The following is a 15,210-nucleotide window of genomic DNA, read 5'->3' on the forward strand; positions in this document are numbered from 1 at the left end:
GGCACGACGCACGCGGTCAGGGGCGGCTGGTTATAGCGGCGCCCATGCCCACCCTTCTCCTCAGTGCCAGGGATTTGCGCGGCCTCTACACCGTCGAGCTCGGACTGGAAGCCGTCGAGCGCGCCTTCCTGGCCCATGGCCGCGGTGACGCGCTCATGCCCCCCAAGGTGTACCTGTCCCTGCCCAGGTACGACGGCGACTTCCGCGCCATGCCCGCGTTCCTCGACGGCGCGGCTGGCGTGAAGTGGGTCAACGCCCATCCGAACAACCCGCGCAAGCACGGGCTGCCCACGGTGCGCGCCGTGTACGTGCTCAGCGACCCGGACACCGCGTCCCCGCTGGCCATCCTGGACGGCACGCTGCTCACCGCGTGGCGCACCGGCGCCGCCGGCGGCATCGCGTCCAAGTACCTGGCGAAGAAGAAGCCGCGCACGTTGGGGCTCGTAGGCTGCGGCGTGCAGGCGCGTGTCCTCATCGACGCGCACCGCGCCCTCTTCGGGGACCTGGAGCTGCTGCTGGCGGACGTGTCCTCCCAGGCCGCGGAGGCGCTCCAGAAGGAGAAGGGCGGCCGCGTGGTGAGCCTCCAGGACGCCTCCGGCGCGGACATCGTCTGCTCCGCCACGCCCGCGCGCGCCCCGGTGGTCCGCCGTGAGTGGGTCCAGGCCGGCGCCCACATCAACGCCATGGGCGCGGACGCCCCCGGCAAGCAGGAGCTGGATCCGCGGCTGCTCGTCGAAGGGCGCGTCTTCATCGACGACGCGGATCAGGCGCTCCACTCCGGCGAGGTCAACGTGCCGCTGCACGACGGGCTCATCCAGGCCGAGCAGCTCGCCGGTACCCTGGGAGAGGTCGTCGCCGGCCGGAAGCCCGGCCGCACCGGCACCGAGGTCACCGTCTTCGACTCCACCGGCCTCGCCGTGCAGGACGTGGCCCTGGCCCGAGCGCTCTACGACGTCGCCCTCGCGAAGGGTGTGGGCCAGCGGTTCGATCTGGTCGAGGGCGCCTGACGCCCGTATCCCACCCGGTGCGTCCTCCGCGCGGGGACGACCCAGAAGGACGCACGGGTGCGGCGTTGTGAGGCAAAAAAGAGAGCGCTCGCCGGCACCTTGGAGTTTTACCGGCGAGCGCCCCGGGCCGCGTGCCGACTGGCAGGGCCTCGTAAAGTCGCGGCGGATGTGGGGAGCGGCCTGTCGGCCCGCCCCACGCCACCTTCATGTTTCCTGCCGTCCGCCCCGCGTCCCGTGTTCAGGGCCCCGCGCTCGGCGTCCGTTTCCTTCAAAAAACCCCTGCGTACCGGCGGTGATTCCTCCACCCGCCTGATCCGCCACACCCAGGGTGGGCACGCCTGCCGCTTCCGGCAACACCCGAGGCGCCATTACCACGCATTGCCCACCAATCTCCACGAAAATCGAGCTATTCCCATCTATAACCTGCGCACACGCAGGTCCTCGGGGAGAAACCGCCTCCCTTTTCTACGAAACGCGCCCGCCCCCAATTGCTGAGGACGGGCGTGGATTATCCGGATCGGTCTGACATTTGCCGGCCCCTGGGGGCGGTTTCAGCCTGGGGGCAGTCCTGCCACCTGGCGGTACAGCGCGTCATGTCGGCGCACCATCTTCTCCAGGGACAGCTCGCGGGCGACGAAGCCCCGGGCGGCCTTGCCCATCTTCCGGGCCTCCTTGGGGTTGGCCAGCAGCCGGCGGAAGGCCTGGGCCAGCTGGGCGGGCCGCTCCGGCTCCACCACCAGGCCCCGCTCGCCGTCCGTGATGAGGTCCGGATTGCCGCCCACCCGCGTCACCACCATGGGCAGCCCGGCCGCCATGCCCTCCATCACCGCGTTGGACATGCCCTCCGCCGTGGAGCACAGGACGCCGAAGGTGGCCTGACCGTAGAGGGCCGGCACGTCCGTGCGGTGCTTGAGGAAGTGCACCCCGTCCGCCACCCCCAATTCGTGCGCCATCTTCTCCAACCCCGGCCGGCGCGGCCCGTCTCCCACGAACCACGCGTTCAGCTTCGTCCCCTCATGACGCAGCATGGCAAGGGCGAGTAGCAGGTCCTCCTGCCGCTTCACGGGGTGGTTCATGTTGGCCACATGGAGGACCGTGGGCACGCCGCTGGTGTCGGGCAGTGTGTCCTTGAGCCCCTCCGCCGCGCGCGCGTCGAAGCGCTGGAGGTCCAGGCCGTTGTGGATGACGGAGATGCGCGATTCGGGCAGCCCCTCCTCGTTCATGAGCAGCTGGCGGATGGCCTCCGCGTTGGCGATGACGTGATCCGCCATGCGCGTCATCTGCGCGTGCAGCAGGCGGCGGGCCTTGCCCTGCCAGTGGGACAGGTCCAACCGGCCGACGATGACCTTCGCGCCCGCGAGCTTCGCGGCCGGCACCGCGATGATGCTGGAATAGAAGTCATGCACGTGCACCAGCTGGACGCGGTGTTGCTTGAGCCAGCGGGCCATCCGGTGGATCTGCAGGAGCGTGTTGGGCTGCACGAGCGAGCCCTTGAGAGAGAACACCTCCGGCGCGTGCCCCAGCTTCCAGACCGAGCCCATCAAGGGCCCGGCGTCCTCCAACACAGACACCTGTAATTGGTAGCTGGAGGGCAGGCCTCGCAGCAGCTCCAGCACCTGGACCTCGGTGCCGCCAATGTGGAACGACCGGGTGAATTGCACCAGGCGGAGGGGCTCCTGCCCCATCCGCGCATCCTCACGCCGCATGCCCAGACCCCTCCCACGTGGCCACCGGCGCGGGACTCATCGCCGGTTGCCTCCCCACCGCCAGGGCTCTCTCCCGTGCCTGCGCGATGCGGTGCGCGCTCGCGGCCAGGCCGAAGAGCACGTAGCAGTGCGCGGACAGGATGTAGCCCGAGAACAAGTCACAGATGAGGTAGCCCGCCACCGACGCCGATAGCGCGCGTGCCAGCCATCCCATCTCCGAGTCCGCCGACGCGGCCACCGCCCCGCCCACGGCCCCGCCCGAGAACACCAGGAAGCACAGGAGGCCAATCCACCCGAGCTCCCCGATGACGTCGAGGAAGATGTTGTGCGCCACGTAGGCGCGGTGCGCCTCCGGCGGCGCGTACTGGAACCAGGCGTAGCGGAAGCCGCCCGCGCCCACGCCCAGGAGCGGCTTGTCCAGGCTCATGCGGCTGGCCACCTGCCACGCGTAGACGCGGCCCATGGCGGACGCGTCCTCATGGAACGCCGCCACCGTCTCGTTGCGCTGCCAGAAGCTCTTGGGCGCGAACACCGCCAGGCCCAGCACGAAGACGCTGCCCAGCACGATGGCCTGCATGCGGCGCTTCTCGCGGATGGCCCACAGGGCCATCGCCACCGACAGGCCAATGAAGCCGCCGCGAGAGTGCGACAGCACGATGGCCACCACCGCCAGCACCGCGGACACCGCGCACAGCAGGCGGAACACCCACGGGGTGCTCTTGCGCGCGAGGAACGCCACCGCGAGCGGCACCACCAGCACCATGTTCATGGCCATGTGATTGGGGTCCGCGTACACGCCGACCCAGCGCGAACGGAAGCCCTCCACCATGTTCTCGCCGACGATGTACCAGTTGATGACGCCAATGGACGTCACGATGGCGCCCAGCACCATGGCGCCGGCCACCACCGCCAGCCGCTTGGGTGTGGTGATGACGTTGACGAGCGTCAGGTAGATGGCCGTGAGCTTCAGCAGCTCCACGCCCTGGAAACGCGTCACCTCCGGATTCACGCTCCACGCCACCGAGCAGAACGCCAGCGACGAGAACGCCAGCAGCGCGATGCCCCGCGCGCCGTCGAAGAAGAGAGGCTCCGCCTTGCCAATGCGGCGCATCACCATCAGGCCCGCGCCAAGCCCTGAAGTCAGCAGCGCGAGTCGCAGCGGCTCCAGCGCGGGGATCCACTCACCCGGCACCGCGTACATCACCGCCGCGAACCCCGCGAGCATGTAGAAAGCCAGTACGTCGCGACGCTGCCCCACCGCGCCCGGTCCCATGTACGCCACCCCTTCGCTGTCGGTCGCTCGTCCCGTCACACGCGTGCCCCTGGCCCTCGTGGATTTCCGTTTGCTGTCTGCAAACAGCCGTTTGCAAACAGCTAGCGGGCGAGGGGCAAAGCAGCGCGCGTGCCAGAAGATGGCAACGCGGGAGGCCTGTATCTTCGGGAGGTTGCGGGCTCGCCCGCGACCGCCGGGCCGGGCAAGGCTGAAAAAGCTACGGGACCGGGGCGCTCTCCATCGGTAGGACCGCGGAGGCGATCAGATCCAAACGCCCCTCGCGCAGCCACGCCGGCCCCAGCTCCGACAGAAGCCGCGCCAGCGTGACGTTCACCACCCGACGCAGCTCCTCACGCGCTGGCTCCGGAACCACGGGCGAAAGCGCCGCCACCGCGCGCTCCGCCGCGCTCGCACGCAGGCGAGGTGCATCCGGAGTGCCTTCGAACAGGCGCTGGCCCAGTTCCACCGTGCGCCCCAGCGGCACGGGCCGCACGTCCACGCCCTCCTCCAGCACGGCCATGCCCACCACGGCCGCCCACAGCCGCTCCACGCCCAGCACGTCCAGCGACACGCCGAAGCGCGCCAGCACCGTGTGCGCCGCGGCCTCGGATCCGCCCAGGAGCGCGCCCAGCGCCGCCACCTGTCCCTCCGCGCGCGCGAGCAGTCCTTCCGAACCGGCCACCTCCCGCAGCGAACGGAACGGAACGGGCTCCGCGCCCGGGACGCGCAGCGCCCTGCGAGGACGCTTGCGCCGCAGGGCCTCCAGCGCGGCGGCCTCCTCCGGGAGCACCAGCGGCACGTCCTCCAGCTTCACGAAGGGCGCCTTGAAGAGGCGGTCCGCGCGGTACTTGAGCTGGAGCGTCAGCGTGAAGCCCACCTGGAAGACGCGGCGCAGGGGCGTGTCCCGCAGCACGTCTGGCGCCTTCGCCGGGTCGGCGCCCGTCAGGTGCTCCAGGCCCAGCGACAGGTAGTCGCGCACCCATTCGCCCACGCGGCGCACGGCGTCCAGGTCGCCCGGGTCGCCCAGCTCCGCGACGAGCACCGCGTTGGCCACCTCCCGCAGCTCGTCCTCCGCGTTCATCCGCTCCACGTCGGACAGGTCCCGGAAGGCCGCCTCCAGGTAGTCCAGGTGGCCGCCCGTGGCGGTGAGCGCGGGCGTCCCGGGCCCCGAGGGGCGCGGCGGCACGTCCACGCGGCTGAAGAGCGCGAGCGCGTCCTCCAGCGACGGGAAGCCCAGGTCGGCCAGGCGCGCGCGGCGGAACTGGAACGCGGTCTCCTCCAGTTCGGAGGGGATCTCCCAGCGCACGGCCTCGAAGAGGCGCACCGCTTCGAAGGGGTTCTCCGCGATGAGATCATTGAGGAGCGCGCGCATGGCGGACGCCTCCACGCCCTCCACCTTCACCTCCACCAGGTAGCGCCCTTCCGGGGTCTCCATCGTCATGCCCTGCGGGTTGACGTCCGGGTTCTCCTCCAGGTCGTGGACGGCGGTGAACTCCTTGAGGAGCGTCTCCACCACCTCCAGGTCCACCGCGTGCACCTTGCGCAGGAAGTCCTCCTGCTCGTCGCCGCGCGCGGCGCGCAGCCAGGTGAGCACCGCGTGAGGATCCAGCTTGTCCTTCGCCCAGCCGCCCAGGTCCACGAAGGTGCGGAACTGCGCGGGCGACGCCAGCTGCACGAGCTCCGTCGTGTCCGCCAGCCCCACCTCCTGGATGGTGACGTAGAGGTCCTCCGCGGGCAGCGAGCGCACCAGCGCGGGCGTGTCCTCCGCGTCGAAGAGCGCCGCCACCCGCTGGCGCGGGGACAGGCGCATCAACCGCTGACGCTCCTCGCGAGGCGCGAGGGGCGAACCACCACCATTCGTCTTGCCGTTCTGGGACACGCCGGGGGTGCTACCACAGCGCGCCTACGGTCGGCAGCCTCAGACGCGGGTGGCCTTGCCGAAGGTGTCCAGCAGCGTGCCCCAGACCTCCTCCACGCCCAGCTTCTCCGTGGAGGAGAACGGGATGACCGCCTCGCGGGGCAGCTCCAGTTGCTCCGCGACCTTGTGCAGCCGGGGCTTGCGCTGCGCCTTCGTCAGCCGGTCCACCTTGGTGGCCACGACGAGGATGCGGCGGTTGTGCTCCTGGAGGTAGTCCAGCGTCTGCATGTCCTCCGGCGTGGGGCCAATCTCCGCGTCGATGATGCTCACCACCACCTCCAACCGGTGCCGGTTCTTGAGGTAGGTGGTGATCATCTCCTGCCACTGGGCCTTGTCCGCCTTGCTCGCCTTGGCGAAGCCGTAGCCGGGCAGGTCCGCCAGGCGCACCGTGTGGCGCACGCCGTCGCGGTCCAGGTCGATGTCGAAGAAGTTGAGCGTGCGGGTACGCCCCGGCGTGTTGGACACGCGCACCAGCTTCCGCCGGTTCGTCAGGGCGTTGATCATGGACGACTTGCCGACGTTGGAGCGGCCGACGAAGGCCACCTCCGCGCCGTGGTCCGTGGGCAGCCCCTTGAGCTCCACGGCGGTGGTGACGAAGCGGGAATCGAGGATCTTGATCAAGCGGAGGTCACTTACTTCTTCGCCGTGGCCGGAGCCGGCGTGGAGGGGGCGGCGTCCGCCCGGGTCTGCTGCTTGCGGGCGCGCTCGGCGGACCAGTGGTCGATGGCCTTCAGCGCTTCCTTGAAATCGAACGGGCGCAGGGACGGCGAGGACGCGTCATGGCAGGTGCGGCACTGCTTCTCCGACGGGTCCACCAACCCCACCAGCCGCGCCAACTCCGGGTCCTTCATCACGTAGGACGGCGAGTAGTACTGCCCGCCGCCGTGGCATGTCTCGCAGGTGACGGCCGCCAGCTGCTGCTCCGTCTGGTCCGGCGCGTGGCAGGACAGGCAGCGCGCGTCCTTCTTCTGCCCTTCCGCCAGCGTCTCGGTCGCACGGGCGTGCTTGGACTTCATCCACGCGTCGTACGCCTCCGGGTGGCAGCCCTTGCAGCTGTCGGGGCCCGTGAAGTCCGCGGCGCCGGCGAGGCCGCCGGAAACGGCGAGCAAGAGGGCGGAAAAGACCCGGAAGGCACGAGAAGACATGCCTTGAGCACGTAGCAGAGGCCCCTGGAGGGGGCAAGGCGTCTCGTTCGTGATTGAATACCGGGTGGACAGCTGCGTGGCTTGAGGTAACGGACCTTGAGGCGTGCCTGCCTGATCCGCTAGGGAGGAGTCGAGATGCGGACCCCCGTGATTGCCGTCCTGTTCGCCGTTGCCGTCGCTGCCGTCTCCCTGCCTGCTTCCGCCAAGCCGTGGCAGGGCATCGAGCCCGGGTCCTCCAAGAAGGAGGACGTGGTGAAGAAGTTCGGGGAGCCGTCCCGGACCATGAGCCAGGAGGGCAAGGAGATCCTGGCCTACTTCGCCAAGGAGGCCATCAAGGGCACCACCCAGGCCCAGTTCAAGGTGGACCCGGCCACCCAGATGGTGGAGCGCATCGACGTGTTCCCCGGGCCCGTCATCGAGAAGGACACCATCGAGAACAGCTACGGCCCCGCGTGCCCGGCCGGCGCCATGCCCGCCACGCCCTGCTACCTGCGCAAGCTGACGGACGACTTCCGCACCTACTTCCTCTACGTGAAGCTGGGCGTGGCCATCTTCTTCAACGAGGACGGCAAGACGGTGCAGTCCTTCGTCTTCACCACGCCCAAGGCCGCGAAGTAGCCCGTGCACGTCTTCGGACTGACGGGCGGCATCGCCTCCGGCAAGAGCACGGTGAGCCGGATGCTGCGGGAGCTGGGCGCGCGCGTGCTGGACGCGGACGTGCTCGCCCGTGAGGTGGTGGAGCCCGGCACGCCCGGCCTGAGGCGCATCGACGAGCGCTTCCCCGGCGTGGTGGGCCCCGACGGCCGCCTGGACCGGGTGAAGCTGGGCGCGCACATCTTCGCGGACCCCACGGAGCGGGCCGCCCTCAACGCCATCGTGCACCCGGAGGTGCGCGCCCTCTTCCTCCAGAAGCTCCAGGCGCTGGAGGCGGAAGGGGTCACCCACGCCGTCTACGACGTGCCGCTGCTCATCGAGACGGGCCTGCACCAGGCCATGGAGGGCGTGGCCGTGGTGTGGGTGCCGCGCGAGGTGCAGAAGGCGCGGCTGATGACGCGCGACGGGCTCCTGGCGGACCAGGCGGAGGCGCGGCTCCAAGCGCAGATGGCGCTGGACGACAAGCGCGCGCACGCGACCTGGGTCATCGACAACAGCGGCGCGCCGGACGCCACCCGCCCTCAGGTGGAGGCGGTGTGGCGGGCGATGCTCGCACACGGCTGACGGGCGGTTATGCTGCGCCGCGCATGAGCGAGACGTCCAAGACGCGGCAGGGCCCTGGCACCTACTTCATCACCGGATACCCGGGCTTCATCGGCAAGCGGCTGGTGGAGCACATCGCGCGGGAGGACCCGAAGGGGCACATCTACGCGCTCGTGCAGCCCAAGGCCTTCAAGGAGGCGCAGTCGCTCGCGGCGAAGGTGAAGGGCGCGCGCGTGGTGCTGCTCACCGGTGACGCGGTGGACATGCACCTGGGCCTGTCCGGCGAGGAGTACCAGCGCCTGTGCGAACGGGTGACGGACATCTTCCACCTGGCTGCCGTATCGCAGCTGGGCGTGCCCAAGGAGACCGCGTGGCGGGTGAACGTGGACGGCACGCGCAACCTGCTGGAGCTGGCGCGCGACTGCGAGAACCTCTCCCGCTTCAACCACTTCTCCACCTGCTACGTGTCCGGCGACCGCGTGGGCGTCATCGCCGAGGACGAGCTGGACCGGGGCCAGTCCTTCCGCAACGCCTACGAGGAGACGAAGTTCCAGGCGGAGCGGCTGGTGCAGCGCGCCTCCGCCACCCTCCCCGTCACCATCTTCCGTCCGTCCAGCGTGGTGGGCGACTCGCGCACGGGCGAAATCGATCGCTTCGAGGGTCCCTACTACCTGGGCATCCTGCTCGTCACCTCCCCGCTGGTGGTGCCGCTGCCCCTGCCGGGCAACGGCGTGGCGCCGCTCAACGTCGTCCCGGTGGACTTCGTGGTGGAGGCCGTGTGGCGGCTGTCGCGTGACGCGCGCGCGAAGGGGCGCATCTTCCACCTGGTGGACCCCAACCCCATGAGCGCGCGGCGCGTGTACGAGCTCATCGCGGAGAAGTCCCACAAGCGGCTGCCGCGCTTCAACCTGTCCGCGCGCGCCGCGGACGTGATGCTGCGGCTGCCCGTGCTGGAGAAGCTGGCCCGGCCCCAGCGCGCCGCCATCAGCTACGTGAACCACCTGGCCATCTACAACTGCCACAACACACTGGAGCTGCTCGACGGCACCGGCGTGCGGTGTCCGCCGCTGTCGTCGTACCTGGATCAGCTCGTCGCCTACGTGCGGGAACAGTACAAGCAGCGCAAGGAGGGAGCGGAGGTCGAGGATCCTCTGGACCACGGTCCACTGCCGTCTTCGGATGACGCCGCGCCGGCACCGCGCTCGCGCCGCTGAACAGGGTTTGGGCCCGCAGGCAAGGTGCGGCGCGCCACGTGTCACACGCTCGCGCCCGCCTGGCCGCTACGGCTTATTCCAGACTGCCAATTGTTACTGGGTTGCTAACGCAAAATTGAGGGGCCCCCCCTCTATGCAACGAAACAGTGTCCTGGTTAGCATGCGCTCCCACTGAATCTGGCGCGGTGAAGACAACCGCGGCCAGAAGAGTGGGTTGGAGAGCAGCGCTTGCCGGTGACCGTAGACAGTCGATTCGGATGGGCCGCCCCGGGTTCGGGTGTGGCGCCTCGACTGTCCAGCCTGTCGCAGCGCTTCGCACCCGTCCTGCTCGCCTCGCGCGTCCCGCCTTTCCACGCTGAGGTCCCCGCTCACGTCGCCAATGCGACCTGTGGCGTTGGGCTGCGTTTCCTATCGGGCTGTTGTCCACCCAGGGTCCACCATCCGTAAGGAGCGGCCCGCCTCCCCCGGCGGACCTCTCCTGTCGCAGTCGTCGTCACTCGCAGTCCCCTCGTCCTGCAGTTCATCACCCCCAAGAAGGAAGGCGCATGCGTCTCAGGGAAAAGCTGTTGACCAGCCTGCTGCTGGTGCCCATCGCGGGTACCAGTGCGTGGGCCAAGGAGCGGTCGAACTTCGACGCGTTCCTGGAGCAGCGGGACTCCCGCTCTCTCGCCGTGGATTCGAACACGGCGGTGTCCCGCGGGCTTCGCATCGAGCAGACCGAGCAGCGGCTCGGCGTGCCTACGTTCGCCTGGGCGACGCAGGACGGTGCGCAGTCCAAGTCCGTCATCCGCGCCGGCATGACGGCGGAGAACGCGGCGCGCGCGCACCTGCAGTCCGTGGCGGACAGCTACCGCCTGACGCGTGACGACGTCGCGGGCGCCAACCTGCGCTCCATGCACAACACCGGCAAGGGCGCCATCATCGCGACCTTCAACCAGTCGGTGGGTGGCATCCCCGTCTTCCGCAACGAGATCAAGGTCGTCATGGGCCAGGACCTGCGCCTGGTGGCCGTGAGCGGCTACCTGGCCCCGTCCGAGCTGGCGCTCACCGCGCGCAGCAAGGCGCGCGCCGGCTTCAACCTGGGCGCCGCGGACGCGGTGTCCGGCGCGTTCAAGGACCTGACGGGCTCCGGCACGCAGGCCACCTCGTTCATCAACGCGGGCACGAAGGGTGACTACACCTTCTTCGAGCTGTCCCCCGCCACGAAGTCCGCGCTGCCGCAGGACCTGGCCGTCCCGGCCCGCGCCCGGCAGGTGTTCTTCATGCTGGCCGGCAACCTGGAGCCGGCCTGGTACGTGGAAGTGAACGCGGGCCCCAAGGCCGCGCGCTCCAGCCAGTACTTCGGCTACGTGGTCTCCGCGGCCACCGGCAAGGTCCTCTTCCGCAACGACCTGTCCGCGGACGCGGGCACGGCCTTCACGTACAAAGTCTGGGCGGACCAGGCGTCCCCGTTCATCCCGGAGGACGGTCCCCAGGGCAACGACGCGACCCCGCACCCCACGGGCACCCAGGACGGCTACCAGGCCCCGCTGAACCGCCCGGCGAACGACATCACCCTGGCCAACAGCCCCTACAGCAGGAACGACCCCTGGCTGCCGGCCAACGCCACGCAGACCACGGGTAACAACGTGGACGCGTACGCGGACCTGGAAAAGCCAGACGGCTTCCAGCCCGGTACGAGCGACAAGCGCGCGGAGACGACGAGCGACAACACCTTCTCGTACGTCTACGACACGACCAAAGCCCCGGGCACCAGCACCGAGCAGATCAAGGCCTCGGTGGTGAACCTGTTCTACGTGAACAACTTCCTGCACGACTGGTTCTACGACTCCGGCTTCGACGAAGTCGCGGGCAACGCCCAGTCGTTCAACTTCGGCCGTGGCGGCGTGGAGAACGACCCCATCCAGGCCCAGGCGCAGGACTACGGCGGCCGCAACAACGCGAACATGAGCACGCCGGCGGACGGTGCGTCGCCGCGCATGCAGATGTACGTGTTCGACGGTACGCCCGAGCTGTCCGTGACGTCTCCCGCGTCCCTCGCCGCCATCTACGAGGCCTCCTCCGCGAGCTACGGCACGCAGGCCTACGACATGACGGGCGAAATCAAGCTGACCCCCGAGGCAAACCCCCTGGGCTGCACGCCGTTCGAAGCCGGCTACTTCACCGGGAAGGTCGCCCTCATCGACCGTGGCGTGTGCAACTTCGTCATCAAGTCGCTCAACGCGCAGAACGCGGGCGCCATCGCCACGGTCATCACGAACAACTCGCCCGGCAGCCCCATCTCCATGGGCGGCAACGGCATTGATGACGCCAAGGTCGAGACGCCGTCCCTGATGATCACCCAGGAGGCGGGCAATGCGTGGAGGGCGGCGACCGAGCCCATCACCGTGAAGTTCCTGCGCGAGCCGAACCAGGACCGCGACGGTACGCTCGACAACGGCATCATCGCGCACGAGTGGGGTCACTACATCAGCAACCGCCTCATCGGTAACGCCGCGGGCCTGAGCAACAACCAGGGCCGCTCGATGGGCGAGGGCTGGGGCGACTTCCACGCCATGCTGATGCAGGTTCGCGAGTCCGACCGGACCAAGGCGGGCAACGGCAACTGGCAGGGCGTCTACAGCACCGCCGGCTACGTCACCAGCGGTGGCAAGAACCAGGGCTACTACTTCGGCATCCGTCGCCTGCCCTACTCGACGGACATGAGCAAGAACGGCTACACGTTCAAGCACATCGCCAACTTCACCCCCCTGCCCACGGACGCGGGCACGCGCACGGACAGCAACAGCGAGGTCCACAACAGCGGTGAGGTGTGGGCCACCGCGCTGTGGGAGTGCTACGCGAGCCTGCTGAACGCGCACCCGTTCGCGGAAGCGCAGAACCGCATGAAGCAGTACCTCGTGGCTTCCTACAAGGCGACGCCGAACGCGCCGACCTTCACGGAAGCGCGTGACGCGGTGCTGGCCGTCGCGCTCGCGAGCGACCCGGCGGACTACCAGCGCTTCGTGGCGGCCTTCGCCAAGCGCGGCCTCGGCTTCGGCGCCAAGTCGCCGGACCGCGACGCGTTCGACCACATCAGCGTGACGGAGAGCTTCGCCACGGGCGGCAACCTGGAGGTCACCGGCATCACGCTGACCGACAGCGTGTCCGGCTGCGACCAGGACGGCATCCTGGACATCGGCGAGCAGGGTGAGCTGAAGATCACCGTGCGCAACGTGGGCGGCAACGGGCTGAGCGCCTTCGCCGGCACCGTCAGCAGCACCAGCACCACGGCGACGCTGGAGTTCCCGAACGGCGGCGCGATCAACATCCCCGCCCTGTCGCGCGGTGCCTCGGCCACGGTCACCGTGCCCGTCAACGTCACCGCGGTGTCCGGCACGCCCGCGCGCGCCGGCATCAAGGTCGCCTTCGACTCCACGGAGATCCCGGCGGGGGCGAAGACGGCGACGTTCGATCCGCGCGTCAACTACGACAACGTTCCCACCACCAGCGACACGGAGACGTTCGAGTCCGGCCTGGCCGGGTGGACGGTGTCGCAGAACGTGTCGCCCTCCGGTGACTGGACGCTGTCCGGCACGCCGGAAAACCGGTTCGCGAATGGCAGGGATCCGGGGACGATCGCGGAGACCACCATCACCAGCCCCTGGCTGACGGTGGATGACGCGGCTGACTTCGTGATGAGCTACGACTACCGCCACTCCTTCGAGTTCGACTCCAACGCCTCCTACGACGGCGCGGTGCTCGAGTTCACGGTCGACGGCATCGACTGGATCGACCCCTGGGACCTGTACCCGGTGGTGAACGCGGAGGTGGGCTACGTGGACTACATCGCCACGGGCGGCGGCAACCCCCTCGAGGGGCTCCCCGCGCTGGCGCAGGTGAGCCCGGACTTCCCGGACTTCTCGCCCGTGAGCATCAACTTCGGGACCTTCTTCCCCGACCTGGAGCTCAAGAACGTCCGCTTCCGCTTCCGCATCGGCGGTGACGTGGCCGTCGGCGGGTACGGCCTGGACATCGACAACGTGAAGTTCGAGGGCGCCACGGCGGTGTTCTCGGGCCAGGCGGATCAGCCGGCCTCCACGGGCGCGTGCAACGTGCCTCCGGTGGCCAACGCGGGTCCGTCTCGCGTGGGCACGGCGGCGGTCGCCGAGGGCACGCTCGTCAGCGGCGTCCTCAACCGCGCCACCATCACCCTGAACGGCACGGGCAGCTTCGACCCGGACGCCGCCGCGGGTGAAGCGCTCACCTACAGCTGGACCCAGACGGGTGGCGCCACGCCCGTCACCCTGAACGGCGCGGACACCGCGACGCCGAACTTCGTGGCGGACGTGGACTACACGGACACCCTCACCTTCCAGCTCGTCGTCACCGACGCGTCTGGCAAGGCGAGCGCCCCGAAGACGGTGGACATCCAGATCAACAACGTGAACCAGCCCCCGGTGGCCGCCGCCACCGCGCCGGCGACGGTGAACGAGCGTGACACCACGCCCGTGACCCTGGACGCTTCGGGCTCCACGGACGCGGACGTGATCCACGCGAACACGCTGACGTACGCCTGGGTCCAGACGAGCCCCTCGATGCCCAAGGTGACGATCACCAACGCCACCCGGGCGAAGGCCACGTTCCTGGCTCCGGAAGTGACGGCGGACACGCAGCTGACCTTCACGGTCACCGTGACGGACAGCAGCGGTGCGAAGGCCACCAAGGCCGTCGCCGTGACGGTGAAGAACGTGGACCGCGCTCCGGTGGCCAACGCCGGCGCGGACTTCGACGCGGACGCCCGCTCCACGGTGACGCTGGCTGGCACCGGCTCGGATGCGGACGGCACGGCGGTCACCTACCTGTGGACCCAGGAGTCCGGTGACACGGTGACGCTGACGGGTGCGGACACGGCGACGGCGAGCTTCACGGCGCCGGACGTCAGCGCCCCCACCGAGCTCACCTTCAAGCTCACGGCGACCTCCGGCGGCCAGTCCGGGTCCGACCTGGTCAACGTGACGGTGCGCAAGGCCAACCGCCACCCGGTGGGCCAGGCTCCTTCCGCCGTCGACGCGGATGAGGGCAGCAACGTGGAGCTGGACGCTTCCGGCATCACGGATCCGGACGGCGACGCGCTGACCTACACCTGGGCCCAGCTCGGTGGCCAGCCGGTGACGCTCGACAGCACGACCGCGGCGAAGGTGAAGTTCACCGCGCCGCAGGTCCAGGCCGATACGGCCCTGGCCTTCAGCCTGACCGTGACGGACTCCGACGGCGCCACCTCTGGCCCGTACGTCTACACGGTCAACGTGAAGCAGGTGAACCAGGCGCCGGTCGCCAAGGTCCGGGTCATCTCGGGCGTGCGCGGCGGTGAGCTGGTGAAGATCGACGCCGCCACCTCCACGGATCCGGACAATGAGAAGCTGACCTACGCCTGGGCCCAGACGGGTGGCCCGTCCGTGACGCTGACCGGCGCCAACGCCGCCGAGGCCAGCTTCACCCCGCCGGCGAAGAACACGCTGGAGAACTACGCCTTCACCGTGACGGTGAAGGACGCGGCCGGTGCCACCAGCACCGCCGAGATCAAGGTCTCCGTGCCGAAGGCCGACGACGACGGCGGCGGCTGCTCCTCCACGGGCGGCTCCGCTGGCGGCATGGCGCCGCTGATGGCGCTGTTCGCGGCGATGGCGTTCGCTCGCCGTCGCAAGGCGTAAGCCGGCGCTTCATCCTGAAGCCCTGAAGTGACGAGGGGCGGTCCTCACGCGAGTGGG

General features: G+C 69.4%; 10 protein-coding genes. 5 read left to right on the forward strand and 5 right to left on the reverse strand.

Annotated features, from left to right (window positions below):
* Positions 1–44 precede the first annotated feature (44 nt).
* A complete protein-coding gene (locus tag D7X99_RS28920) occupies positions 45–1,007 on the forward strand; it encodes an ornithine cyclodeaminase family protein (RefSeq protein WP_121780606.1) in 963 nt (320 codons plus the stop codon).
* Between the two features lie 551 nt (positions 1,008–1,558).
* Here the strand turns inward: D7X99_RS28920 and D7X99_RS28925 are convergent.
* From D7X99_RS28925 to D7X99_RS28945, 5 genes are all read right to left on the reverse strand, one after another.
* Positions 1,559–2,713 (reverse strand): glycosyltransferase, encoded by a 1,155-nt coding sequence (locus tag D7X99_RS28925; RefSeq protein ID WP_121780607.1) that lies wholly within the window; start codon positions 2,711–2,713, stop codon positions 1,559–1,561.
* The gene (locus D7X99_RS28930) at positions 2,703–3,986 is read right to left on the reverse strand and encodes an O-antigen ligase (RefSeq protein WP_121780624.1); all 1,284 of its coding nucleotides are present in this window, start codon (positions 3,984–3,986) and stop codon (positions 2,703–2,705) included. Before D7X99_RS28930 ends, D7X99_RS28925 begins: the two co-directional genes overlap by 11 nt.
* Before the next feature lie 217 nt (positions 3,987–4,203).
* Complete coding sequence (locus D7X99_RS28935) at positions 4,204–5,865, reverse strand: DUF6178 family protein (RefSeq protein ID WP_121780608.1); 1,662 nt, start codon at positions 5,863–5,865, stop codon at positions 4,204–4,206.
* A gap of 39 nt (positions 5,866–5,904) precedes the next feature.
* Positions 5,905–6,525 carry a ribosome biogenesis GTP-binding protein YihA/YsxC gene (gene yihA, locus D7X99_RS28940; protein WP_120575605.1) on the reverse strand — a complete coding sequence of 207 codons (621 nt, stop codon included), beginning with the start codon at positions 6,523–6,525 and terminating at the stop codon, positions 5,905–5,907.
* Between the two features lie 11 nt (positions 6,526–6,536).
* Complete coding sequence (locus D7X99_RS28945; RefSeq protein ID WP_121762611.1) at positions 6,537–7,049, reverse strand: multiheme c-type cytochrome; 513 nt, start codon at positions 7,047–7,049, stop codon at positions 6,537–6,539.
* 135 nt (positions 7,050–7,184) lie between these two features.
* On the opposite strand from D7X99_RS28945, the gene D7X99_RS28950 reads away from it, so the two are divergent.
* The 4 genes from D7X99_RS28950 to D7X99_RS28965 all read left to right on the forward strand — a co-directional run bounded on the left by D7X99_RS28950 (position 7,185) and on the right by D7X99_RS28965 (position 15,153).
* Positions 7,185–7,667 (forward strand): hypothetical protein, encoded by a 483-nt coding sequence (locus D7X99_RS28950; protein WP_120575603.1) that lies wholly within the window; start codon positions 7,185–7,187, stop codon positions 7,665–7,667.
* A 3-nt stretch (positions 7,668–7,670) separates the two neighbouring features.
* Positions 7,671–8,267: a dephospho-CoA kinase gene (gene coaE, locus D7X99_RS28955; RefSeq protein ID WP_121780609.1), complete on the forward strand. Its 597-nt coding sequence runs from the start codon at positions 7,671–7,673 to the stop codon at positions 8,265–8,267.
* Positions 8,268–8,290: 23 nt separating this feature from the next.
* Positions 8,291–9,460: an SDR family oxidoreductase gene (locus D7X99_RS28960; protein ID WP_171805297.1), complete on the forward strand. Its 1,170-nt coding sequence runs from the start codon at positions 8,291–8,293 to the stop codon at positions 9,458–9,460.
* A 545-nt stretch (positions 9,461–10,005) separates the two neighbouring features.
* On the forward strand, positions 10,006–15,153 hold the full coding sequence (locus D7X99_RS28965) for a myxosortase-dependent M36 family metallopeptidase (protein ID WP_121780611.1): 5,148 nt from the start codon (positions 10,006–10,008) through the stop codon (positions 15,151–15,153).
* Positions 15,154–15,210: the final 57 nt, after the last annotated feature.

Source organism: Corallococcus sp. AB032C (assembly GCF_003668935.1).
Lineage (GTDB): Bacteria > Myxococcota > Myxococcia > Myxococcales > Myxococcaceae > Corallococcus > Corallococcus exiguus.

Coding starts and splice junctions, on each gene's coding strand:
- D7X99_RS28920 (WP_121780606.1), top strand. CDS start 45: ATGCCCACCCTTCTCCTCAGTGCCAGGGATTTGCGCGGCCTCTACACC.
- D7X99_RS28925 (WP_121780607.1), bottom strand. CDS start 2,713: ATGCGGCGTGAGGATGCGCGGATGGGGCAGGAGCCCCTCCGCCTGGTG.
- D7X99_RS28930 (WP_121780624.1), bottom strand. CDS start 3,986: ATGGGACCGGGCGCGGTGGGGCAGCGTCGCGACGTACTGGCTTTCTAC.
- D7X99_RS28945 (WP_121762611.1), bottom strand. CDS start 7,049: ATGTCTTCTCGTGCCTTCCGGGTCTTTTCCGCCCTCTTGCTCGCCGTT.
- D7X99_RS28950 (WP_120575603.1), top strand. CDS start 7,185: ATGCGGACCCCCGTGATTGCCGTCCTGTTCGCCGTTGCCGTCGCTGCC.
- D7X99_RS28960 (WP_171805297.1), top strand. CDS start 8,291: ATGAGCGAGACGTCCAAGACGCGGCAGGGCCCTGGCACCTACTTCATC.
- D7X99_RS28965 (WP_121780611.1), top strand. CDS start 10,006: ATGCGTCTCAGGGAAAAGCTGTTGACCAGCCTGCTGCTGGTGCCCATC.